This window comes from Pseudomonas cichorii, assembly GCF_003700275.1.
In the GTDB taxonomy this organism is placed as follows: Bacteria; Pseudomonadota; Gammaproteobacteria; order Pseudomonadales; family Pseudomonadaceae; genus Aquipseudomonas; species Aquipseudomonas cichorii_B.
On the sequence record NZ_RBRE01000039.1, the window covers coordinates 59419 to 82735 of the forward strand.

General features: G+C 59.2%; 22 protein-coding genes. 10 read left to right on the forward strand and 12 right to left on the reverse strand.

Going from position 1 to position 23317, the window contains the following annotated elements; genetic code table 11:
- Window positions 1-88 precede the first annotated feature (88 nt).
- Both hrpA and ALQ04_RS09990 read left to right on the forward strand, forming a co-directional pair.
- Window positions 89-4000 (forward strand): ATP-dependent RNA helicase HrpA, encoded by a 3912-nt coding sequence (gene hrpA, locus ALQ04_RS09985; RefSeq protein ID WP_122315596.1) that lies wholly within the window; start codon window positions 89-91, stop codon window positions 3998-4000.
- 323 nt (window positions 4001-4323) lie between these two features.
- On the forward strand, window positions 4324-5445 hold the full coding sequence (locus tag ALQ04_RS09990; RefSeq protein ID WP_122315597.1) for a beta-ketoacyl-ACP synthase III: 1122 nt from the start codon (window positions 4324-4326) through the stop codon (window positions 5443-5445).
- Window positions 5446-5561: 116 nt separating this feature from the next.
- Here ALQ04_RS09990 and ALQ04_RS09995 read toward each other — a convergent pair whose 3' ends face one another.
- Window positions 5562-6827, reverse strand: a complete 1266-nt coding sequence (locus tag ALQ04_RS09995) for a putative porin (protein WP_122315598.1) — start codon at window positions 6825-6827, stop codon at window positions 5562-5564.
- Between the two features lie 268 nt (window positions 6828-7095).
- Here ALQ04_RS09995 and ALQ04_RS10000 point away from each other — a divergent pair, with 268 nt between their 5' ends.
- Window positions 7096-8223 (forward strand): GNAT family N-acetyltransferase, encoded by a 1128-nt coding sequence (locus tag ALQ04_RS10000; RefSeq protein WP_122315599.1) that lies wholly within the window; start codon window positions 7096-7098, stop codon window positions 8221-8223.
- Window positions 8224-8281: 58 nt separating this feature from the next.
- On the opposite strand, the gene ALQ04_RS10005 is transcribed toward ALQ04_RS10000, so the two are convergent.
- From ALQ04_RS10005 to ALQ04_RS10020, 4 genes are all read right to left on the reverse strand, one after another.
- Complete coding sequence (locus ALQ04_RS10005; protein WP_122315600.1) at window positions 8282-10114, reverse strand: ABC transporter ATP-binding protein; 1833 nt, start codon at window positions 10112-10114, stop codon at window positions 8282-8284.
- A gap of 109 nt (window positions 10115-10223) precedes the next feature.
- Window positions 10224-10793 (reverse strand): peptidylprolyl isomerase, encoded by a 570-nt coding sequence (locus tag ALQ04_RS10010; RefSeq protein ID WP_122315601.1) that lies wholly within the window; start codon window positions 10791-10793, stop codon window positions 10224-10226.
- 110 nt (window positions 10794-10903) lie between these two features.
- Window positions 10904-11692 carry an alpha/beta fold hydrolase gene (locus tag ALQ04_RS10015; RefSeq protein ID WP_122315602.1) on the reverse strand — a complete coding sequence of 263 codons (789 nt, stop codon included), beginning with the start codon at window positions 11690-11692 and terminating at the stop codon, window positions 10904-10906.
- A gap of 13 nt (window positions 11693-11705) precedes the next feature.
- Window positions 11706-12629 carry a LysR family transcriptional regulator gene (locus ALQ04_RS10020; protein WP_122315603.1) on the reverse strand — a complete coding sequence of 308 codons (924 nt, stop codon included), beginning with the start codon at window positions 12627-12629 and terminating at the stop codon, window positions 11706-11708.
- A gap of 64 nt (window positions 12630-12693) precedes the next feature.
- Here ALQ04_RS10020 and ALQ04_RS10025 point away from each other — a divergent pair, with 64 nt between their 5' ends.
- From ALQ04_RS10025 to ALQ04_RS10035, 3 genes are all read left to right on the forward strand, one after another.
- A complete protein-coding gene (locus ALQ04_RS10025; protein WP_122315604.1) occupies window positions 12694-13008 on the forward strand; it encodes a 3-phosphoglycerate kinase in 315 nt (104 codons plus the stop codon).
- Window positions 13009-13146: 138 nt separating this feature from the next.
- The gene (locus ALQ04_RS10030; protein ID WP_122315605.1) at window positions 13147-13746 is read left to right on the forward strand and encodes an FMN-dependent NADH-azoreductase; all 600 of its coding nucleotides are present in this window, start codon (window positions 13147-13149) and stop codon (window positions 13744-13746) included.
- Window positions 13747-14024: 278 nt separating this feature from the next.
- Window positions 14025-14891, forward strand: coding sequence for a carboxylate/amino acid/amine transporter (locus ALQ04_RS10035; RefSeq protein WP_122315721.1), 867 nt, complete (start codon window positions 14025-14027; stop codon window positions 14889-14891).
- An 11-nt stretch (window positions 14892-14902) separates the two neighbouring features.
- Here the strand turns inward: ALQ04_RS10035 and ALQ04_RS10040 are convergent, their stop codons facing one another.
- On the reverse strand, window positions 14903-16186 hold the full coding sequence (locus ALQ04_RS10040; RefSeq protein ID WP_122315606.1) for a mechanosensitive ion channel family protein: 1284 nt from the start codon (window positions 16184-16186) through the stop codon (window positions 14903-14905).
- 182 nt (window positions 16187-16368) lie between these two features.
- Between ALQ04_RS10040 and ALQ04_RS10045 the strand changes: the two genes are divergently transcribed.
- Window positions 16369-17709 (forward strand): DEAD/DEAH box helicase, encoded by a 1341-nt coding sequence (locus ALQ04_RS10045; protein ID WP_122315607.1) that lies wholly within the window; start codon window positions 16369-16371, stop codon window positions 17707-17709.
- Window positions 17710-17769: 60 nt separating this feature from the next.
- Here ALQ04_RS10045 and ALQ04_RS10050 read toward each other — a convergent pair whose 3' ends face one another.
- The gene (locus ALQ04_RS10050; protein WP_122315608.1) at window positions 17770-18045 is read right to left on the reverse strand and encodes a hypothetical protein; all 276 of its coding nucleotides are present in this window, start codon (window positions 18043-18045) and stop codon (window positions 17770-17772) included.
- Between the two features lie 188 nt (window positions 18046-18233).
- Between ALQ04_RS10050 and ALQ04_RS10055 the strand changes: the two genes are divergently transcribed.
- Window positions 18234-18623 (forward strand): transcriptional regulator, encoded by a 390-nt coding sequence (locus ALQ04_RS10055; RefSeq protein WP_122315609.1) that lies wholly within the window; start codon window positions 18234-18236, stop codon window positions 18621-18623.
- A 6-nt stretch (window positions 18624-18629) separates the two neighbouring features.
- Here the strand turns inward: ALQ04_RS10055 and ALQ04_RS10060 are convergent, their stop codons facing one another.
- From ALQ04_RS10060 to ALQ04_RS10075, 4 genes are all read right to left on the reverse strand, one after another.
- Window positions 18630-19499, reverse strand: coding sequence for a DUF6279 family lipoprotein (locus ALQ04_RS10060; protein WP_122315610.1), 870 nt, complete (start codon window positions 19497-19499; stop codon window positions 18630-18632).
- Between the two features lie 97 nt (window positions 19500-19596).
- Window positions 19597-20325 (reverse strand): TorF family putative porin, encoded by a 729-nt coding sequence (locus tag ALQ04_RS10065; protein ID WP_122315611.1) that lies wholly within the window; start codon window positions 20323-20325, stop codon window positions 19597-19599.
- Window positions 20326-20472: 147 nt separating this feature from the next.
- Window positions 20473-20985 carry a hypothetical protein gene (locus ALQ04_RS10070; protein WP_122315612.1) on the reverse strand — a complete coding sequence of 171 codons (513 nt, stop codon included), beginning with the start codon at window positions 20983-20985 and terminating at the stop codon, window positions 20473-20475.
- 157 nt (window positions 20986-21142) lie between these two features.
- Window positions 21143-21331, reverse strand: coding sequence for a hypothetical protein (locus ALQ04_RS10075; protein WP_183142150.1), 189 nt, complete (start codon window positions 21329-21331; stop codon window positions 21143-21145).
- A 311-nt stretch (window positions 21332-21642) separates the two neighbouring features.
- On the opposite strand from ALQ04_RS10075, the gene ALQ04_RS10080 reads away from it, so the two are divergent.
- Window positions 21643-22479, forward strand: a complete 837-nt coding sequence (locus ALQ04_RS10080; RefSeq protein ID WP_122315613.1) for a S1 RNA-binding domain-containing protein — start codon at window positions 21643-21645, stop codon at window positions 22477-22479.
- A 14-nt stretch (window positions 22480-22493) separates the two neighbouring features.
- Window positions 22494-22895, forward strand: a complete 402-nt coding sequence (locus ALQ04_RS10085; RefSeq protein ID WP_122315614.1) for a DUF2177 family protein — start codon at window positions 22494-22496, stop codon at window positions 22893-22895.
- Window positions 22896-22909: 14 nt separating this feature from the next.
- Here the strand turns inward: ALQ04_RS10085 and ALQ04_RS10090 are convergent, their stop codons facing one another.
- Entirely contained in the window at window positions 22910-23290 is a 381-nt protein-coding gene (locus ALQ04_RS10090) for a hypothetical protein (protein WP_122315615.1), read from the reverse strand.
- Between the last annotated feature and the right edge of the window lie 27 nt (window positions 23291-23317).

The window sequence follows — 23317 nt, forward strand, 5'->3', positions numbered from 1 at the left end:
GGCAGCCAATTCATTCGCGAAAAAGCATCCCCCCGCCAAATCTGCGACAATCCGCGCCCCGCATCTTCAAAAAGACCCTGCGCGCCTGATGACCGAAGAATCTCCCTCCGTCGACCAACTGCTGAAAAACCTCGATCACGCGATGATCAGCGATCGCCATCGCTTGCGTCGTCAGTTGCACGAGCTGCGCAAGAAGCCTGATGAAACGAAGCTGGCGCAGTGGGTGGAGCGGGTGCAGGCGTCTTTTGCGCAGGTGACTTCGCGGCGCGCGAGCGTGCCGGCGATTCGTTATGACGAAAACCTGCCGATTGCCGCCAAGCGTGATGAAATCAAGGCCGCGTTGCTCAAGCATCAGGTGCTGATCATTGCCGGTGAAACCGGCTCGGGCAAAACCACGCAGTTGCCCAAGATCTGCCTGGAAATCGGTCGCGGCCAGCACGGTCTGATCGGCCACACCCAGCCGCGCCGGATCGCGGCGCGCAGCGTGGCCAGCCGGGTTGCGGAAGAGCTGGCCACACCATTGGGCGCGCTGGTCGGCTATCAGGTGCGTTTCGAGGACCAGAGTGACAGCAATACCCTGATCAAGCTGATGACCGACGGTATCCTGCTGGCCGAAACCCAGCATGACCGCTTTCTGGAGCGCTACGACACGATCATCGTCGACGAGGCCCATGAACGCAGCCTGAACATCGACTTCCTGCTCGGCTATCTGAAAACCCTGCTGCCACGGCGTCCGGACCTCAAGGTCATCATCACCTCGGCGACTATCGACCTGCAGCGTTTCTCCGCGCATTTCAACGATGCGCCTATCGTGGAAGTGTCCGGGCGAACCTTCCCGGTGGAAACCTGGTATCGGCCGCTGACCAGCGAGCAGGACGAGGAAGGCAACAGTGTCGAGGAAGACCTGACGGTCGATCAGGCCATTCTGGCGACACTGGACGAACTGGCGGCTTTCGAGCGCAGCGAGCGCAAGAGCCCCGGCGATGTGCTGGTGTTCCTGCCCGGCGAGCGGGAAATCCGTGACGCTGCGGAAGTGCTGCGCAAGGCCCAGCTCAAACACACCGAAATCCTGCCGCTGTATGCGCGCCTGTCGCCGGCCGAACAGCAGCGCATCTTCCAGTCGCATCCGGGACGGCGCGTGGTGCTGGCGACCAACGTGGCCGAAACCTCCCTGACGGTGCCCGGTATCCGTTATGTAATCGATACCGGTACTGCGCGGATCAGCCGCTACAGCTATCGGGCCAAGGTCCAGCGCCTGCCCGTCGAAGCCGTTTCCCAGGCCAGTGCCAACCAGCGTAAAGGTCGTTGTGGCCGGGTCGAGCCGGGGCTGTGTATCCGTCTGTACAGTGAAGAGGATTTCAACGGCCGTCCGGAATTTACCGATCCGGAGATTCTGCGCACCAACCTCGCGGCAGTCATCCTGCAGATGCTGCACCTGCGTCTGGGCGAAATTACCGACTTCCCGTTCATCGAGCCACCGGACGGCAAGGCCATCAGCGACGGCTTCAATCTGTTGCAGGAACTGTCGGCGGTCAATCGCGAAAACCAGCTCACGCCTTTGGGCCGGCAACTGGCGCGCTTGCCGGTTGATCCGCGCATGGGTCGCATGTTGCTGGAAGCGGCGAAGCAGGGCAGTTTGCAGGAAGTCCTGATCGTCGCCAGTGCCATGTCGGTGCAGGATGTGCGCGAGCGTCCGCCGGAGCGCCAGCAGGCGGCCGATCAGGCGCATGCACAATGGAAAGATGCAGACTCGGACTTTGCCGGGCTGGTCAATCTGTGGCGCGGTTTCGAGGAGCAGCGCCAGGCGTTGACGGCCAGCCCGTTGCGCAACTGGTGTCGACGCAACTTCCTCAACTACCTGCGGCTTCGTGAGTGGCGCGACTCGCACCGTCAACTGAGCCTGATCTGCCGCGACCTGCAACTGACCGTCAATAAAGAGCCGGCCGACTACCCTAAATTCCACAAGGCGATTCTTTCCGGCCTGCTGAGCCAGATCGGCCAGAAGGCGGAAGAGGGCGATTACCTCGGCGCGCGGCAGCGGCGCTTCTGGATTCATCCGTCTTCGGGGCTGGGCAAGAAACGTCCGCAATGGCTGATGACCGCCGAACTGGTCGAGACCACCAAACTGTATGCGCGCATGGTCGCCAGGATCGACGCTGACTGGATCGAGCCGCTGGCCGGGCATCTGGTCAAGAAAAACCATTTCGAGCCGCACTGGGAGAAAAAGCGCGGGCAGGTGGTGGCTTTCGAGCAGATCACTCTGTTCGGGCTGATCGTGGTCGGTCGTCGGCCGGTGCATTACGGGCCGGTCGATCCGGTGGTTTCGCGTGAGCTGTTTATCCGCGAAGGGCTGGTGCGTGGCGATATTCAGTCGCGCGCCAAATGCCTGAGCGCCAACACCCGGCTGCTGGAGCAACTGGACGAACTGGAAGCCAAGGCCCGGCGCCGCGATATTCTGGCCGACGAAGACACGCTCTACAGCTTCTACGAAGCGCGGATTCCGGCCGAGATTCACCAGACCGCCACCTTCGACAGCTGGTACAAGGTCAACAGTCAGAAAGACCCGCAACTGTTGATCATGCGCGAAGAGGATGTACTGGCCCGTGAAGCCAGTGAGGTCACGGCTGCGCAATATCCCGACACCTTGCGACTGGGCGAATTGAGCCTGGCGCTGACTTACCACTTCGAGCCCAATCACCCGCGTGACGGCGTGACCCTGCGCGTGCCTGCGCCGCTGTTGCTGTCGTTGCCGGTCGAGCGTCTGGAATGGCTGGTGCCGGGTTTGCTGGAAACCAAGTGCATTGCGCTGGTGCGTAACCTGCCCAAGGCCATCCGCAAGAACTTTGTGCCGGTGCCGGACTTCGTGAAGGCAGCCTTGCAGCGCATCACCTTTGGTGAAGGTTCGTTGCCTCAGGCACTGGGGCGCGAATTGTTGCGCATGACGGGCGCCAGAGTGGCGGACGAAGCCTGGGCCGAAGCGGCGCAGCAGCTTGAAAATCACTTGAAGATGAACCTGGAAATTCTCGACGGCAGCGGCAAGTTCCTCGGTGAAGGCCGCGATCTGGCCGAACTGACGGCGCGCTTTGCCGAAGCCAGCCAGGCCGCGCTCGCCGTGCCGCAAAGCGCGAAGAGCCAGCAGCCGGTGGAAGCCAAGGTATTCGCTCCGGTGGCGCAGAAGACCCAGCAGAACATTGCCGGGCTATCGATGACGGTGTATCCGGCCTTGGTCGAAGAGGGCGGAACGGTCAAGGAAGGGCGCTTCTCGACCCAGGCCGAGGCCGAGTATCAGCATCGCCGTGCCTTGCAGCGTCTGCTCCTGCAGCAACTGGCCGAGCCGGCCAGGTTCCTGCGCAGCAAACTGCCGGGCCAGACCGAGCTTGCGCTGTTGTATCGCGAACTGGGGCGTATCGATGCGCTGGTCGAAGACATTCTGCTGGCCAGCCTCGACAGTTGCGTGCTGGACGGTGAAACCGAATTGCCGCGCGACGGTGCGGGGCTGCTGTCGCTGGCCGAGCGCAAGCGTAGCAACTGGACCGAGCATGCCGAGCGTCTGGCGAAGCTGACGCTGGAAATCCTCAAGCTCTGGCACGGTCTGCAAAAACGCTTCAAGGGCAAGATTGACCTGGCCCAGGCGGTGGCGCTGAACGACATCAAGTCGCAGTTGGGGCAATTGGTGTATCCGGGGTTCGTGCGCGAAACGCCTGCCGTATGGCTCAAGGAACTGCCGCGTTACCTGAAAGCCATCGAAATGCGCCTGGAAAAACTGCCGGCCCAGGTACAGAAGGACCGGGTCTGGAGCATCGAGTTGTCCGGTTTGTGGGCGCAATATCAGGCCCGGGCCTCCAAGCATGCCCAGGAAGGCAAGCGCGATCCGGAGCTGACGGTTTACCGCTGGTGGCTGGAAGAATACCGAGTGTCGCTGTTCGCGCAGCAACTGGGCACCAAAATCCCGGTATCGGACAAACGTTTGAACAAACAATGGACCCAGGTGGAAGCCTAGGCTGAGGTTCTCCCCGGTAGGAGTGAATGAATTGGCTCTGTCTGCATGAAGTGTTGCAAGTCAGTAAGAGGGCTGTGGGAGGCAGCGCTGTACCAGAGACACCACAACACTATGGAATGGCGTTCCCGGTCGCCTGACTAGCGCCAAACCCCCGCCGTTATGGCACACTTCGCGCCTTGCCTTGAAGTGTGCCGCGGGGTTTCGTCTTGCCTTTGCAGCCCATTTTTACGTACGTATTGGTACGCTGGTTCCAATAGTTGTTGGCCGCCACTTACCGTACTCGACAGCTCACTACCAGCAACATTCATAAGAGAGGAACGACCGTGCATAACGTCGTCATCAGCGGCACAGGCCTGTACACCCCGGCCAACAGCATCTCAAACGAAGAGCTGGTGCAGTCTTTCAATACCTATGTCGGTCAATTCAACAGCGACAACGCTGCCGCCATCGAACGCGGTGAAGTCGAGGCGCTGAGTGAATCCAGTGTGGCGTTCATCGAAAAGGCCTCGGGTATCAAGAGCCGCTTTGTGATGGACAAGCAAGGCATCCTCGATCCGCAGCGCATGAAGCCCAATCTGCCGGAGCGTTCCAACGACGAGTGGTCGATTCTGTGCCAGATGGGCGTTGCAGCTGCCGAGCAGGCCTTGCAACGCGCCGGCAAGACCGCCGCCGATATCGATGGCGTGATCGTCGCCTGTTCCAATCTGCAACGTGCCTACCCGGCGATCTCCATTGAAATCCAGTCTGCTCTTGGCGTGCAGGGTTATGGCTTCGACATGAACGTTGCCTGTTCCTCGGCCACGTTCGGGATTCAGGCGGCCTGCAACAGTGTGCAACTGGGCCAGGCCCGTGCGCTGCTGGTCATCAGCCCGGAGATCTGCACCGCGCATCTGAATTTCCGTGATCGCGACAGCCACTTCATCTTTGGCGACGGTGCAACTGCCGTGGTGGTCGAGCGTGCCGATCTGGCGACGTCCGCGCATCAGTTCGATATCGTCAGCACCAAGCTGTTGACCACTTTCTCCAACAACATTCGCAACAATTTCGGATTCCTCAATCGGACCTCGGATGAAGGTGAGGGCGCGCCAGACAAGCTGTTCGTCCAGGAAGGCCGCAAGGTGTTCCGCGATGTCTGCCCAATGGTGGCCGAACTGGTCGCGACCCACTTGAATGAAAACGGCCTCAATGCCAGTGACGTGCAGCGTTTCTGGTTGCATCAGGCCAACCTGAGCATGAACCACCTGATCGTCAGGAAACTGCTGGGCCGTGAAGCCAGCGTTGAAGAAGCGCCGGTGATTCTTGATCGCTATGCCAATACCAGCTCTGCCGGTTCGGTGATTGCCTTTCACAGCTATCAGGACGATTTGCCCAAGGGCGCACTGGGTGTGCTCAGTTCATTCGGGGCAGGTTATTCGATTGGCAGCGTGATCCTGCGCAAGCGTTGATCAGGGCGCCAGGATACGTAGAAAGAAATACAGGCTGAGCATTGGCAGATCGACGGATGATGGGGATCGATTGCCAATGTCAGCCTGTAAAAAACAAGAGCGTTTAGCGGGTACTCTTAGAACTTGGCTTCCATGTCCAGCTGCAGCGTGTTGGCATCTGCATCACGCATTGTTGTAGTAGCGTAGTCGGCTTTGGTCAGGAAATAGGTTGCGCCGACCGAGAAGTTCTTGTCGATTTCGTAACCAACTTTTAGCTTGTGACCGCGCGAACCGGTGGTGCCGTTGGCGAAGTCCGAATCGGTGAAGGCGCCGACCACAGCGTTACGCTGAGTGTCGCGGTAGTTGTAGTCCAGGTTGAAACCGAACACCTTGGTCTTCACACCGGTCAGCCAGGCAGTGTCCTGATCGTCGGTGCTGTCGTTGTTGACGATGTACTGGCCGTACAGTGCCAGCGGCAGGCCCAGGCCGCCGATGTCGATCTGGCCGAAACCTTCATACAGACGGAACTGGTTGGTGGTGTTGCCGTTGACGCGCAGGGCCGCACTGTCCTTGTCGTTGCGGAAACCATACATGCTGCCGCCGAGGGTGACTTTCAGGTCGTCGGTCGGTGCGAAGCGGGCACCCAACTGGCCAGCGTACATGCTCAGGTCGTGGCGGAACTGAGTGCCGTCGCCATCGATGTTGTCCTTGAGGGTGTAGTGACCGGCGCTACCGAACAGTTCGGTCTTGCCGCCCAGCGGGTAGCTGTAAGTCGCTGCCAGACCTTCAGGGTTGATGTCGCCATCCCAGATCACGTCGCCCATGCTGACCCACGGTTGCAGCATCTTGCCGCCGATCACGTGCAGGTTCTTGACTGCGGTAGGCGCGTAGTCGATGTAACCCAGGTCCAGCCACAGGTCTTTCTTGGCGAAATAGTTATCCAGGTCCACGTTGGTGGAGCGGGCGTCGCCAGTGGTGCCGCCGCTGGCGATACGGATACCGGTGCTCACTTGCGGGTTGATTTCGGTGTAGGCGCCCAGACGGGCACGGATGCGTTGGCGATCCTTGTCCTGCGAGTTGGTCTGGCCATCGATGTTGATGGTTTCCTGACGCACGCGCACGTCACCCTTGAACTGGGTCTTGGTGGCCCAGGCAATTTTCTTCTCGAACTCGGCCTGAGAGGCGGATTTGCTCTGCTGGATGTCGGCCAGGGCTTGTTTCTGAGCCTGCTGATCCTTTGCCAGTTCGGTCTGCAACTCAGCGTATTGAGCCTGGTTGATCGAGCCGTTGGCCCTGAGCATGTCCAGCAGTTTAGCGTCGACTGCGGCATTGGCCGAAACACTCATGGCCAGTGCCAGGCTGCCGGAAAGGGCGGCTGCAGTACGTGTAGAAACAAGACGCATGTCAATCTCCATAACTGAATAGCGGATGGCGAAGACCATCCTTGAATACCACCCCACAGGCAGGGCTTGGTGAGGGCTAGTACCCTCTGTTCTAAAAACAGGCGCCAGTATTACGACTGGTTATTTCAGAAAGGTGGCAATACGATGGCATGTTGGTGACGATTGAAAGTCTGTAATGCGCGAGCTAGAGCCTTCGCCGCAACAATGGGTGAACATTGCGCTTCGATGGGGGATACTGCTGCGTCCTCCGATTTGCCTGGAAACCTGCATGTTCGTCCCGACTGCCAGCCTCAGCGATGTCGTGCCCGCGCACTGGGATGCGCTGGTTCCCGACGGGCAACCTTTTCTTCGCCACGCCTTTCTCAGTGCCCTGGAAGACAGCGGCAGTCTCGGGCCGCGTTCGGGCTGGAAGGCCGAGCATCTGCTGCATTACCAGGGTGGCGAGCTGGTTGCTGCATTGCCCGCCTACCGCAAATGGCATTCGTACGGTGAGTACGTGTTCGATCACGGCTGGGCCGACGCCTGTCGGCGGGCTGGCATCGGCTATTACCCCAAATTGCTGGCGGCGGTGCCGTTCAGTCCGGTAAGTGGCACGCGGGTCCTGGCGCAGACGCCAGAGGCCGGTATGCACTTACTGGCAGGGCTGCCCGACTATCTGCAGGCTGAAAGCCTGTCGAGCGCGCATGTGAATTTCACCGATCCAGCCGCCGACGCCTTGCTGGCCGGGCAGCAAGGCTGGCTGCAGCGCTATGGTTGCCAGTTCCACTGGCACAATCGCGGCTATCGGGACTTTCAGGATTTTCTCGACGCCTTGAGCTCGCGCAAACGCAAGCAGATGCGCAAGGAGCGCGAGCAGGTGGCGGGGCAGGGGATCGAGTTTGAGTGGCTGGAAGGTTCGCAGATGAGCGAAGTGCTGTGGGACTTCGTCTATGCCTGCTATTCCAATACCTATGAAGTGCGTGGGCAGGCGCCTTACCTGACTCGGGAGTTCTTCAGCCTGCTGGCCGAGCGCATGCCTGAGGCGATTCGCGTGGTACTGGCTCGCCAGGGCCAGCGTCCGGTGGCCATGGCCTTCAGCCTTACCGGCGGCGACAGTTTCTATGGCCGCTATTGGGGCTGCCTGGCCGAGTTCGACCGCCTGCATTTCGAGACCTGTTTCTATCAGGGCATGGATTACGCCATCGAAAAAGGCCTACAGCGTTTCGATGCCGGTGCTCAGGGTGAGCACAAGCTTATTCGCGGTTTCGAGCCGAAAATCACCCATTCCTGGCACTACCTGCTGCATCCGGGGTTGAAGGACGCCGTGAGTGATTTTCTCGATCAGGAACGAGTCGGTATTCTGGCTTACGCTGAGGATGCGCGCAGCGCCTTGCCCTACCGAAACACCGGCTCGTAGGAGCGAACAAGTCCTGCATCCAGGTTTTTCGCGAATGAATTCGCTCCCACAGGTCGTATCAATCCACCCCTACAAACCCGCCGGTCTGGTGCTGCCACAACCGCGCATACAGTCCGCCATGGGCCAGCAGTTCGGCGTGGGTGCCGGTTTCTGCTATGCGGCCTTTCTCCAGCACTACCAGACGATCCATACGTGCAATGGTCGAGAGACGGTGGGCGATGGCGATTACGGTCTTGCCTTGCATCAGGGTTTCCAGGCTTTCCTGGATCGCGGCTTCGACTTCCGAGTCCAGGGCCGAAGTGGCTTCGTCCATGATCAGTATCGGCGCGTCCTTGAGCAGTACGCGGGTAATCGCGATGCGTTGCCGCTGCCCCCCGGACAGCTTCACGCCACGTTCCCCGACATGCGCATCGAAACCGGTTCGGCCTTCGGAGTCCGACAGTTGCGGGATGAACTCTTCGGCGCGGGCCTTGTGTACCGCGTCCCATAGCTGCTCTTCGGTCGCCCCTGGATTGCCATACAGCAGGTTGTCGCGGATCGAGCGGTGCAGCAGCGAAGTGTCCTGGGTGATCATGCCGATCTGCGCCCGCAGACTTTCCTGAGTCACTTCGGAAATATCCTGGCCATCGATCAGAATCCTGCCCGCCTGCACGTCGTACATGCGCAGCAGCAGGTTCACCAAGGTCGACTTACCCGCACCGGAAGGTCCGATCAGGCCGATTTTCTCGCCGGGCCGGATATCCAGATTGAGGTTGTGGATGATGCCGTTGCCATTGCCGTAATGAAAATCCACACCCTCGAATTTCACGCCGCCCTTGTCGATCTGCAGTTTTGAAGCGCCAGGGCTGTCGGTCACCGTTACCGGTTGCGAGATGCTTTCCAGGCCGTCCTGCACGGTGCCGATATTCTCGAAAATCCCGTTGACCACCCACATGATCCAGCCGGACATGTTGACGATGCGGATCACCAGCCCGGTCGCCAGGGCGATGGCGCCCACCGAGATCAGCGACTGGGTCCAGAGCCACAGGGCCAGGCCGGTGGTAGACACGATCAGCAGACCGTTCATGGAGGTGATGACGGTGTCCATGGCGGTGACCACCCGAGCGGCCATCTGGGTCTTGTGGGTGTGTTCGCTGATGGCTTCGCGGGCGTATTGCTGCTCGAAGTTGGTGTGGGCGAACAGCTTGAGGGTGGTGATGTTGGTGTAGCCATCGACGATTCGCCCCATGAGCCTGGAGCGGGCATCGGAAGACACCACCGAGCGTTCCTTGACCCTGGGCACGAAGTACATCAGCGACAGGATGTAGGCAATGATCCACAGCATCAGCGGAATCATCAGGCGCCAGTCGGCTTCGGCGAACAGCACCAGCGAACTGATGGCGTAGATCAGCACATGCCACAGGGCATCCACGGCCTGCACGGCCGAGTCGCGCAGCGAGTTACCGGTCTGCATGATGCGCTGGGCGATGCGTCCGGCGAAGTCGTTCTGGAAGAAGTTGATGCTCTGCTTGAGCACGTAGCTGTGGTTCTGCCAGCGGATCATGTTGGTCATGCCGGGGCTGATGGTCTGGTGCACCAGCAGGTCATGCAGGCCGACAAACACCGGTCGCAGCAGCAGAGTCACGACCACCATCCAGATCAGGTCACTGCCATGTACCGTGAAAAAATCCTTGGCGGGCGTGGTCTGTGCCAGGTCGATGATGCGGCTCAGGTAGCTGAACAGCGCCACTTCGATCAGCGCGCCAATCAGCCCGACCACCAGCAGTGCAGTGAAAACCGGCCACACCTGGCGCAGGTAGTAGATGTAGAACGCTAGAACGGTATTGGGTGGGGAGGCGGTAGGGGCGTCTCGGAAGGTATCGATCAGCTTTTCAAAACGACGATAAAGCATTGGCTATGACACCCACGCAAGGTGGGTTCTCCTCGATGATTGGAAGCGCTCCCGTACAGAACGTATGAGCCCTGCCTGAATACAGGGCTGCATGCGTCCGGATTTCCTTTTACTCGACGCGCTTGGCCGACTTGATCAGGATCGGGTCGACAGGCACGTTCTGCATGCCTTTCTGGTTGCCGGTCCGGGCGTTGACGATCTGGTCTACCACGTCCATGCCCTTGACCACTTTGCCGAACACCGCGTAACCGTAGTCACGCACGCCGTTGTCGAGCATGGCGTTGTCATTGGTGTTGATGAAGAACTGGCTGGTCGCCGAGTTCACGTTCGAGGTACGGGCCATGGCGATGGTGCCGCGCACGTTATGCAGGCCATTTTGCGCTTCGTTCTTGATCGGGTCCTTGGTTTCCTTCTGCACCAGATACTGAGTGAAGCCGCCACCCTGGACCATGAAGCCCGGAATCACGCGATGGAAAATGGTGTTGTTGTAGAAACCGCTGTCGACATAACCCAGGAAGTTCCGGGTGCTGATCGGTGCCTTTTCGTCCGCGAGTTCGAGTTCGATTTCGCCGAAGCTGGTGTTCAGTACGACATGCGTAGCCTTGGCCGGAGGCTGGGCAGCCATCAGGTTGGCGGCGAACAGCACGGAGCAGGCGGCGAGGGCGATTTTTTTCAGCATGGGGCAGAGAGTCCTTCAGTGATATGTCGACTGTGGCTGGCAAGGTAACCACGTTTGGCTTTTTTTGCCCAGTGGGACCTGCAACCGCGGATATGAACAGCCTGCGGTTTTCAGACCTTTGGCGAGGCGATGAATTCCAGCACGGTTCGATTGAATTGCTCGGGCTGGTCCAGCGGCGTGGCGTGTCTGGAATCCTTGATGACCACCAGCCGTGCGTTGGGCAACTGTCTGACGTAGGCTTCCTTGAGTGCTACGGGAGTGTAGTCGCGGTCGGCGCTGATGATCAGGGTCGGGCAGGTGATACGAGCCAGTTTTTTCTCCACGCCCCAGCCGACGATTGCATCGAAACTGGCCAGATAGGCGCGTTTGTCGTTGCGGCTCCAGCGTTCGGCCATTTTCTGGCGCAGTTCGGCCTGTTCCGGTTTGGGGAACAACAATTTGTCCAGCGCATGACCCAATGTATTCATGCTCACCACCCGCGACAGGGTCCAGCGCCGGATCAGTTGCAGCAAGTCGCTAAAGCTCCTGACCTTGACCTGTGGCGCACTGTTGACCACGCACAGGCTCTTGAGCAGATGGGGTTGATCGACCGCCAGTTGAAAGCCGACCATCCCGCCCATGGACAGGCCGATCACATGCACCGGGCCCAGGTGCAGATGCTCGATCAGGGCTTCGACATCGGCGCTGAAACCCTTGATGCTGTAGCGTTCATGGGGCTTGTCCGAGCGTCCGTGGCCGCGGGCATCCATGACAATCACCCGATAGTGCTCGGCCAGCGCCGGGATCTGGTATTCCCAGTCCTGGCAACTGGAGCCGAGGCCGTGCAGCAGTAATACCGGTTCGCCCTGGCCGTATTCCTCGTAGTGCAGCGAACAGCCGTCATGCTCGAAAAAAGTCATGGGTCCTTCCCTGTCAGGCTTGTTGAGGCGCCGCGAATGCCACTGTCAGCGGTGCCGTGTCGAAGGTGCGGATCAAGTCGATCAGAATCTGTGTCGCCGGGCCCAGCGGTTTGTCCTTGCTGGAGTACAGATAGAACGACGGGTTGCGACTGCGCCCCTTGTCCAGCGGCAGGACCTTGAGTACGCCTTCCTTGAGTTCGCGCTCGATCATGTGCCGCGGCAGCCAGGCAAAGCCCAGCCCGCTGCTGACAAAGGTGGTCGCCGTGCCAAGGCTGCCGACCGTCCAGCGCTGTTCGGCGCCGAGCCAGCCAACGTCGCGGGGCTGCTGCCGGCCCGAGTCGCGAATCACCACTTGCAACTGGCTTTCCAGATCCTGGAACGTCAGTTCACGGTTGGCCTGATGCAAGGGATGTTCGGGATGGGCGACTGCAATGAACTCCACGGTGTTCATCTCGGTGCCCAGATAGCCGGGAATGCTGAAGCCGCTGATGGCCAGGTCGGCCACGCCTTCGAGCAGTACTTCCTCGACCCCGGACAACACCTCTTCACGCAAACGCACCCGGCATCCACGGCTTTGCGGCATGAACGCCGTCAAGGCGCGCACCAGTCGCGCGGTAGGATAGGCTGCATCGACCACCAGCCGCACTTCGGCCTCCCAGCCCTGTTCCATATGATGGGCCAGGTCTTCCAGCTGGCTGGCCTGCTTGACCAGTTGCCGCGAGCGTCGCAACAGCACTTCACCGGCTTCGGTCAGCACCGCCTTGCGTCCATCGATGCGTAGCAGCGGCACACCGAGTTGATCCTGCATCCGCGCCACGGTGTAGCTCACCGATGATTGCGAACGATGCAAGGCCTCGGCGGCCTGGGCAAAGCCACCGTGATCGACAACGGCCTGCAAGGTGCGCCATTGATCGAGGGTCACGCGAGGGGCTTTCATTCAGTTATTCCTTTTTTCATCTCGATTGTCCTACTCTGACAATCCCTGCTCTGGAGACTGACGGATGAACAGACTGTGCTGCGTATTACTGGCGATGTTGCCCTTGAGTGCCTTTGCCTACCCCATCGAGGTGGAGAAGCAGTATCAGGGCGTGCAGATCGACTACAACAGCCACGACACCTATCACGACACCGGTTCGATCACCGTGAACAACTACGGCAGTGTCGATGCCAAGTGCTCGGTGGTGTTTCGCAATGGCCCGGAAGCGCCACGCACACGACGGATACAGGTCGCAGCCGGGAAAAGCGTCGATGTCACCTCCAAGTTCAACCGGAGCATTATCAAGCTGCGAATCAAGCTGAACTGTGAACCCGCCTGAAAACGAGAGTAGAACGCTCTGGCGGTTAAAACAAATTTTTAGATGTATAGCAGCAGTTTTTTGCTCTTTTTTATCGATAGGTTCACGTTTAGCCTTCTCTCCATCGACTCACCACATTCTTCGATGGAGATCTCAGGCATGTCCCGCGTACTGATTATCGAAAGCAGCGCCCGCCAACAGGATTCGGTTTCACGTCAGCTGACGCAGCAATTCATCAGCCAGTGGAAAACTGCGCATCCGGGCGATGAAATCAGTGTGCGTGACCTGGGCCTCGATCCAGTGCCGCATCTGGACGCGACGCTGCTGGGCGGCTGGATGAAGCTGGCCGAGCAGCGCAACGCCACCGAACAGGCCGCGCTGGAACGCTCGAACCTGCTCACCGAAGAGCTGGTTGGTGCCGACGTGCTGGTCCTGGCAGCGCCCATGTACAACTTCACCATCCCCAGCACCCTCAAGGCCTGGTTCGATCATGTACTGCGCGCCGGTGTGACCTTCAAGTACGGCGAAACCGGTCCTCAAGGCCTGCTGACCAACAAACGCGCCTTCGTCCTGACTGCCCGCGGCGGCATCTATACCGGCAGCAGCATGGATCATCAGGAACCCTACCTGCGTCAGGTACTGGCTTTTGTCGGCATTCACGATGTCAGCTTCATCCATGCCGAAGGCCTGAACATGGGCGCCGAGTTCAGTGAAAAAGGCTTGAACCACGCGATCGCCAGACTGACCGAAGTAGCCTGATTCCCTTATAGCAATCCCCTTGGCACCTCCCGCTCCTGGGTGCATGGCCCGATTCCTCTTGTTGTGAGGGGAATCGGGCTTTTCTTTTTCTCCAGTTTTTTCGCAGTGTGGGACCGGATTTATCCGGGAAGGCATTGTTTCTGTCGGCGAAGATGCTGTGAATGTACAGGCCTCTTCCCGGATAAATCCGGTCCCACAGGATAATTGACACACAGATTGCTGCTAGACACCCAAACCACCAACCCGCTATGTTCGCGGCCTTCAAAAAAGGGGCGCTCATGGGCTATTTACTTATCGTGACGCTGATCCAGGCGTTTTCCTTCAGCCTGATCGGCGTTTATCTGGCAGGCCATGTCGACAGCTATCTCGCGGTGCTGATTCGTGTAGTCCTGGCCGGGCTGGTATTCATCCCGCTGACTCGCTGGCGTCAGGTCGAACCGCGTTTCATGCGCGGCATGCTGCTGATTGGCGCGCTGCAATTCGGCATCACCTATGTCTGCCTGTACCTGAGCTTCCGCGTCCTGACCGTGCCGGAAGTGCTGCTGTTCACCATCCTCACACCGCTGCACGTGACCCTGATCGAAGACGCCCTCAACCGCCGCTTCAACCCATGGGCCTTGCTGGCTGCGCTGGTCGCGGTACTGGGCGCAGGCGTGATTCGCTACGACGGCCTGGACGGCGACTTCCTCGGTGGCTTCCTGCTGTTGCAACTGGCCAACTTCACCTACGCCGCCGGCCAGGTCCTGTACAAACATCTGGTGGCCCGCCATCCGAGCGACCTGCCGCACTACCGGCGCTTCGGCTATTTCTACCTCGGTGCACTGGCGGTGGTTCTGCCGGCCTTCCTGATGTTCGGCAATCCGCAGAACGTTCCGAACGACACACAGCAATGGAGCGTGCTGCTGTTTCTGGGGCTGTGTTCCACGGCGCTGGGGATGTATTGGTGGAACAAGGGGGCATGCCTTGTGTCCGGTTCGACCCTGGCGGTATTCAACGTCCTGCATGTGCCAATCGGGCTGCTGGTCAACCTGCTGATCTGGAATCAGCATGAATCGCTAAGCCGCCTGTTCATTGGCGGCTCGCTGATTCTGGTGTCGTTGTGGATCAGTCGCCTGGGTATCAGGCCGGCATTGGCCCGGCCTTAGATTTCAGTCTTTCAGGCAGGCGCCCGCACAGGCCTGGCGACATTCGCCACCGCCAGCCCTGTGCGCATATCCGCGCCGCTAGGCTGCTGATACAGGCTCAAGCCAAATTCCGGCAGCACCGCCAGCATATAGTCGAACACATCCCCTTGAATCCGCTCGTACTCGGCCCACACGGTGGTGCGGGTGAAGCAGTAGATTTCCAGCGGAATGCCTTGGGCTGTGGTTTCCAGCTGGCGGACCATGCAGGTCATGTCCGGGTGAATGTCGGGATGGCTTTTCAGGTAGGCCAGTGCATAGGCGCGGAAGGTGCCGATGTTGGTCATGCGCCTGCGGTTGGCCGAGAGTTCGGCGACATTGCCCTGGGCCTTGTTCCAGGCTAGCAGTTCAGCCTGTTTGCGACCGATGTAGTCGGTCAGCAGATGCACCTGGGTCAGGCGATGTTCCTCGTCGTCGCGCACGAAGCGTACGCCGCTGGCGTCGATGAACAGGCTGCGCTTGATCCGCCGCCCGCCCGATTGCTGCATGCCGCGCCAGTTGCGGAACGACTCGGACATCAGGCGCCAGGTCGGGATCGAGACGATGGTCTTGTCGAAGTTCTGCACCTTGACCGTATGCAGGGTGATATCCACGACATCCCCATCGGCGCCGACCTGAGGCATTTCGATCCAGTCGCCGACCCGCAGCATGTCATTGCTGGTCAGTTGGACGCTGGCAACGAATGACAGCAGGGTGTCCTTGTAGACCAACAGGATAACCGCCGACATCGCACCCAGACCCGACAGCAGCAACAGCGGTGAACGGTCGATCAGGGTGGCGACGATGATGATTGCGGCAAAGATATACAGGATCATCTTGGCCAGTTGCACGTAACCCTTGATCGAGCGGGTTCGGGCGTGTTCGGTGCGGGCATAGATTTCGAGCAGGGCGTTGAGCAGGGCGCCGATGGCCAGGGTCATGAACAGAATGGTGACGGCCAGGGCCATGTTGCCGATGACGTTCTTGCCGGTTGCGCTCAAGCCCGGCACCAGGTTCAGGCCGAACTGGATGACCAGCGATGGGGCTATCTGCGCCAGACGATGGAACACCTTGTTGTGGCGCAAATCATTGAGCCAGTGCAGGGCAGGCTGGCGACCCAGCATCTTCATGCCGTGCAGTATCAGGAAACGGGCCAGTCGGCCCAGCAGGAATGCGGTGCCCAGCAATACGACCAGGGCCAGGCCGGTATGCAGCCATGGATGTTGATCGAGCATGCCCCAGAGTTCCTGGGTGCGGCGCCAAAGCGATTGAATATCCATAAAACAGAAAAATCCCGTAAAGAAAAAAGGGGGGAGCGATTAGAGCATTCTTGCCTTGCCGATTGCAGCCAAACTTAAATCAAGCAACAAAATCCACCCAGAGTGGTAAAGAAACTCGGCCCCGGCGCTCGAAACCGTTACGCTATGCAGCTGTATTTTTGTATTTCGCCGAGGTAACACCCGTGTTTTCCGAATTCGCCCTGCACGAACGCCTGCTTAAAGCCGTGGCCGAGCTTAAATTTGTCGAGCCTACGCCCGTGCAGGCCGCCGCTATTCCGCTGGCATTGCAAGGGCGTGACCTGCGGGTGACGGCTCAGACCGGTAGCGGCAAGACTGCCGCGTTTGTGTTACCGATCCTCAATCGCCTGATCGGCCCGGCCAAGGTACGGGTCGATATCCGCGCGGTGATTCTGCTGCCGACCCGCGAGCTGGCCCAGCAGACCCTCAAGGAAGTCGAGCGTTTTTCGCAGTTCACCTTCATCAAGGCCGGTCTGATTACCGGTGGCGAAGACTTCAAGGTCCAGGCCGCGATGCTGCGCAAGGTGCCGGATATCCTGATCGGCACGCCGGGTCGTCTGCTGGAACACCTCAACGCTGGCAACCTGGACCTCAAGCTGGTTGAAGTGCTGGTGCTCGACGAAGCCGACCGCATGCTGGACATGGGTTTCTCCGAAGACGTCGAGCGTCTGGCGGGCGAATGCGCGGATCGTCAGCAGACCATGCTGTTCTCGGCCACGACCGGCGGCGCCGGTCTGCGGGAAATGATCCACAAGGTACTGAAAGACCCACAGCACCTGCTGCTCAACAACGTCAGCGAGCTGGCTTCCGGTACTCGTCAGCAGATCATCACTGCTGACCACAACGTCCACAAGGAACAGGTCCTCAACTGGCTGCTGGCCAACGAGACTTACCAGAAAGCCATTGTGTTCACCAACACCAAGGCCATGGCCGACCGTCTGTACGGGCGTCTGGTCGCGCAGGAATACAAGGCGTTCGTGCTGCACGGCGACAAGGACCAGAAAGACCGCAAGGCCGCCATCGAGCGCCTGAAGCAGGGCGGTGCCAAGATTCTGGTGGCTACCGATGTTGCGGCGCGTGGTCTGGATGTGGATGGCCTGGATCTGGTCATCAACTTCGACATGCCCCGCAGCGGCGATGATTACGTGCACCGTGTCGGTCGTACCGGCCGTGCCGGCAGCGAAGGCCTGGCGATTTCCCTGATCTGCCACGGTGACTGGAACCTGATGTCCAGCATCGAGCGCTACCTCAAGCAAAGCTTCGAGCGCCGCACCATCAAGGAAATCAAAGGCACCTACGGCGGGCCGAAGAAGGTCAAGGCGTCGGGCAAGGCTGTAGGCACCAAGAAGAAAAAGACCGACAGCAAGGGTGACAAGAAAAAAGTCGCCGCCAAAGGGCCGACCAAGCGCAAATCCGCCAACCGTCCGAAGTCGGACTCGCTGGTGAGCAAGGACGGCATGGCTCCGTTGAAGAAACGCAACACTCCGGCTCCTGCTGCCGAGTGATGCCTTTTCGCGGATGAATCCGCTCCTGCCCTGGGAGCGAATTCATCCGCGAAGCTCTTGTTACTCCTCCGCCTTCTGCGCAGCCGCTTCCAGCTCCTTCAATCGCTCATCGATCAACTGGCATTTGTCCGGCATGTCCTTGCTGGCGGTTTCCAGTTGCATGTCTTGCAACTCCTGATTGATTTCCCGGGCCTTCTGCGGGTTCTGCCGGGTGAGGGTCTTGACCTTTTCCGCCAGTTGCTCGCGCTTGGCAGTCGCTTCCTCCGCTGTGCAGGCCCAGGCCGGGACGGCGGACAGCAGGGCGAAGGCGGTGGCAATGCTCAGTAACCTTTTCATGCGCACTCCTGTTTGCGTGACGGGTTCGGGTTCATGCCGGTGGAGCCTTCGCGGTCACCGAAAGTTCACCTGCACCGCCGGGCGTACGGGCTGAACGGTCGTCGCGCAGGCGGGTCACAATTTTGAGTCGCAAGCCTGTGGCAGGACGTCATGGGCCATTCATCCATGTTGGACGGAGGTTTTACAAAATGGCTTATAACTGGGACCTTATCGAACGTCTGCTCCATGAAGTACAGAACAGCGCTGGCGAGTCCTTTGCCCCGCGCAAATATGCCGAAGATTATGCGGTGGCTAAGGCGGCCGAGGGCGATGCGGTCGGTAATCTGGATCACTTGAAGACTGAAGCGGCCGATCTGGAAGCGCTACTGCTCAAGCACGGCTATATTGAGCCGCGTCCGGAAGAGGAGGGCGGGACCGGCTCGAACTTCATCCTGACGGCACGTGGCTCAAGCCTGCTGGCCATGATCGACAGCAGCATTCCGGGTAACGACCATCCGCGCCAGGTGCTGGATGAACAAGCCGATGCCCTCGACCCTTCGACCTTCGATGAGGTGGCGTCCAAGGCGCAGGTGGCCTGAGGCCGCTCATGCCTTTTGTTGTGAGGCCTTCAGGCAATCCAGATCGGAGAAGTCCTTGCGCATGTCCGCGATTCGGCTCAGCAAACGTGTACGTTGTTCGGGTGTGCTCTGAGCGATAACGTCCACGATAAGCTGGATCGCGGCATGTTCCGCCTTGTTGTAAATCTGGCGATATTCCGGGGTCCAGAAGGTTTCCCGGTTCTGCAGCAAGGCAGCGATGCGCTGCGGGAAGTCGCTGGACTGACGCTGTTGTACCGTGGCCAGGAACAGATTCTGCCAATGGCTGCGGTTGTCCAGCCAGGCCCGATTGTGTTCGCCCAGTGAGACCGACCAGCTCTGCACCCGGGCCTTCTGGCCGGGGCTCAATTTGCCGAGCCAGGGCGTCAAACGTTGCTCCATGCGCTCGGCGCGTTCGGCGACCTGCTTGTCCAGCGGCTCGTTGAGGCGTTTGCTTTCCTGCTTGCGCTGGTCCTTGGCAAAGGCGTTCTGCATCTCCTGAACCTGCCTGTCATCGAAACGGGCCAGTAATTCGATCGCCGAAGGTGTGATCTGCCGGGAGATTTTCGCGATGGCTTCCTTGGCTTCCTCGGTTCTGGCTTCCAGTTCGGTTTCATTGACCTGATCGGTCTGCACCATGTGTTCCAGTCGGTCGAGCCAGGTCAGGTAATCGGGGAGTTGTGTGCTGCAATGCCAGCTCAAATGCTGTTTGAGACGGTCGTCGAGCCAGTTTTTCTGCGGCCGGCTCATGTCGAGATAGTCGCTGAGCGTCCAGGGAATGATCACGTCCAGATTGCGATACGCCAGGCCCACCTGACTGCATGCCGCGAACAACGGCAAGGCCATCAACAGCGTAATGAAGGCTTTGAAACAATGCATGACAACTCCTCGTCGCATTGAGTGACTGTAGAGGAGTGTAGGGGCTGGCAGTTCAACTTACCTGGAAGCCTGCAGGAAAAGCCGTTACCTGAAGTATCTAGAAAAACGAACGCACGGCCTTGATGGTGAACATCCCTTCGCAGCGCGAATTGTGGCCGCTGTAGACACTGCAACCGCCGCCACTGAGGCTCGATCCGCTGTAGATCAGGTTCATGTCGATCCCCAGCCAGGGTCGCGACAGGTTCAGTGACCAGTCGTTGAAGCCGCTGATCAATGCGCCGTCATCACCGGTTTGCGGGGTGTCGAACTGGTGATTGGCATATTGCATGCGAACCCCCAGGCCCAGTTGTTCGATGGCGCCCAGGTCGACGAACAGCGTGCTGTTACGCACCCCGACATCATTGCTGAAGGCCGCGCCGACCCGACTGTCGAGCACGCGCAGCCCGGCATAGAATTCATGGCTGTCGATCTGGCTGGTATCGGGATAGCTGTAGCGAATCATCCCCAGTTCGTAGCCCAGGGTATTGTCGAAAGGTTTCTTGAAGCCCATGTAGGAGTCGACTTCCAGCGTCGTATCCTCGTTGAAGCCCATGTTCGGTGACCATTGCCCGAAGTAGAAGCCGCTTTCATGAGTCAGGTCCAGGCCGCCGTGAAAGGAGCCGGAGTTACCGTTGGGCGTCACCAGCCCCTGGGCCATGCTGCGGGTGGGCGTGGTTGCCAGTTTGAGGTCGAAGTCGCCCAGATTCCGCTCCAGTACCTGGGCAGAAACCTGTTGGCACAGGAACAAGGCGCTGAGGGTCAGCGTATGCAAGCGAAGGTTGAGCATGGCTCACTCCTTAAGCGTGTCGAGGAGTGTGGTCACAATGGCGTATCGAAAACGGCGCAGGGGCCCGACACAAGCCGCGAGCTAGAGCCTCGCAAGCATACCGATGAAATGCGCGGGATGCGGACCGTTCGTCGATCCGCGGGAGCCTCAGTTGCTGACGGTTGTCTCGGTGGGCGGAATGATCAGCCCGCGAATCACCACAAGGGCCTGCTCGAACGAAGGATAGCCGCTCTTGGCGACATCGAGTTCGGCGTATTCGGCACGATAGCGTTCGGACTTTTGCGGATCGCTCATGCTCAGTTGCTGGGACAACAGGGCAATGGCCAGAGGATGCTTGTAGTTGGCCGCCGTCTGCAGCAGGTCGACGATCTGCTTCGGCTCGGCCTGTTCGCGAATCAGCAGCACGGCCTGATAGAACTCGGCCTCGCCTGAGGCGTCGTTGATGGAGGCGCGGCGCAGCATGGCTTCTGCCAGTTCATAGTTTTCGCGATCAGCCTCGCTGATCATCAGCTTGGCCTGCAGCATATCGTGCTGATAGAGCAGATGCCCGGCACGACAAGGGCTGTCTGTGAGGGGATTGTCATTGGGGCCGTTTTCGCAATGCTGCGAGGCACAACCACCCAGATACATCAGAGCGCCGAAAAGCATCCAGTTCTTCATTCAAGCATTCCGCAAAGCAAAAGGGGTCTGCTGCCAGGGCGTTATCCTGCCCGTGGTTATTGATACTGGAGGAGAGAGTAGCAGTGTGACAGGAGGAAGTCGCTACTCTAGCGCCCTGTTTATCAAGGCGCATAGAGATCGGGAAGCAGTAGGGGAATTACTTCTTGCCGAGATTGATATGCTTGGACGGAGTGAACGACTGGCCGCTCACACCTTTGGCGATCTGCTGGATTTCGCCGCCGGACTTAAGGAAAGCTGCGATCTGGGCGTTGATCGAATCGCTGGTTTCAACGGCTGGAGCTGGCTTTGCTTTGCTGTGGGATGCCTTGATACGCATGACTGCCATTAACCTTCATAAACTTCGTACGGCCAGCCATCGTACAGGAAATGGCGGGTTTCTGCTGGGTTAATAGGGGGCGCGTAGAAAACGGCGACGGGTCTTCAATCGCCATGAAAAACCTGTGACAGCGCGCTTAACCGACTGTTTTAAATGGAAGTCATCGCGCAGGTCAGTGCCGGAGCCGGGTTTTTTCCAGCGCCGATGCGCTCTGGAAAACTGACGAGCGGGGCGTTATGCCACACAGCTCTGCCGCATGCCAGGCGAATGCCAGGGCAAAGTCGGGTAGAATGCCGCCCACGTAATGAGGGTATCTGCAAATGGCGTTAATCGGGCGTTACAACAGCTTGCAAGTGGTCAAGCACACTAACTTCGGTCTGTACCTGGACGGTGCACAGGATGGCGAAATCCTGCTGCCCAACCGTTATATCCCCAAGGATATTCCCACCGAGGATGAAGACTGGATCAACGTCTTTATCTATCTGGACAGCGAAGACAAGCTGCTCGCCACCACTGAAAAACCCAAGGTTCAGGTCGGTGAGTTCGCCAGCCTGAAAGTGGTAGAGGTCAACAGCATCGGCGTATTCCTGGACTGGGGCTTGCCCAAGGATCTGCTGCTGCCGTACTCCGAAGAGAAGCGCACGCTGCAGGCTGGCGATTACTGCGTGGTGCATGTCTATCTGGACAAGCACACGCGGCGCATCACCGCCACGGCGCGTCTGGATCGCTATCTGGACAAGACACCTGCCAACTATAGCGTTGGTCAGGAAGTCGACCTGCTGGTTGCCGAAGCCACCGACATGGGCTTCAAGGCGATCATCAACAACAAGCACTGGGGCCTGATCCACAAGAACGAAGTGTTCAAGTTCCTGCGCCCAGGCAAGCAGGAAAAAGGTTTCATCAAGGAAATCCGCGCCGACGGCAATATCAGCCTGAGCCTGCAACCGGTGGGTGCCGAAGCGGCTGGCAGCCTCAACTCCAAGATTCTGGCCAAGCTGCGCGAGAACAATGGCGTGCTTGCGGTCAGCGACAAGAGCGATCCGCAAGTCATCAGCGGTCTGTTCGGGGTCAGCAAAGGCAACTTCAAGAAGGCGATCGGTGCCTTGTACAAACAGGGTCAGATCGTGATTCACACTGACCGCATCGAACTGACCTGATCGCGGGTGTGCCCATGAAAAAAGTCCTTGTCGCCTATTTCAGTACGCTGCTGGCTTTTCTGATCCTGGACGGTATCTGGCTGGGATTGCTCATGGGCTCGACCTATCGGGACTGGCTCGGCTCGCCGATGCTTGCCACACCGCTGCTCGGGCCGGCAGTCGTGTTCTATCTGCTGTATGCGGCCGGGCTGCTGATCTTCGCGCTGCTGCCTGCGCTCAAGGTGCAACGCCTTGGGCATGCAAGCCTGTATGGCGGGTTGCTGGGGCTGATTGCCTACGGCACCTACGACCTGACCAACTGGGCGACCCTGCAAGGCTGGCCGGCACAGTTGGCGCTGGTCGACCTGGCCTGGGGCACCGTCGTTTCGGCGCTGGCCTGCACGGCGGGGTATCTGGCGACACGCCGCCTGGCCTGAGTGCTGATTAAAGCTTACTTCTGCAGAAAACCCGCAAAACCGAGGTTGCTGCCTTTGGGGCGCATGTCCTTGAGGAACGAGTCCTTGTCGGCGCTCAGTTCCAGGCTCACGGTCGGCTTGCGCTTGCCCGCATTGCGCACTTCCAGGCCTTCGATGTGATCACGCATGAACACGGTGGTGACCTTCAGGTGCAGCAGTTGGTCGGTGGCCGGCGTGTGCAGCAGCAGATGCAGCCATTCGTACTGGCCGACTTGCAGGCGCCCGACCGGCAAATCGAACCACCAGATATTGCGCTTGGGGTCCAGTGTGGCGAAATGGGTATTGTTGACGCCCAGCACCGCACCGCCCAGGTCCTGGTTTCTGCGTGCGATGGCCAGCTTTTTATCGAGTTTCATAGCGTTCCTGTGAATCGGTTTGATCAG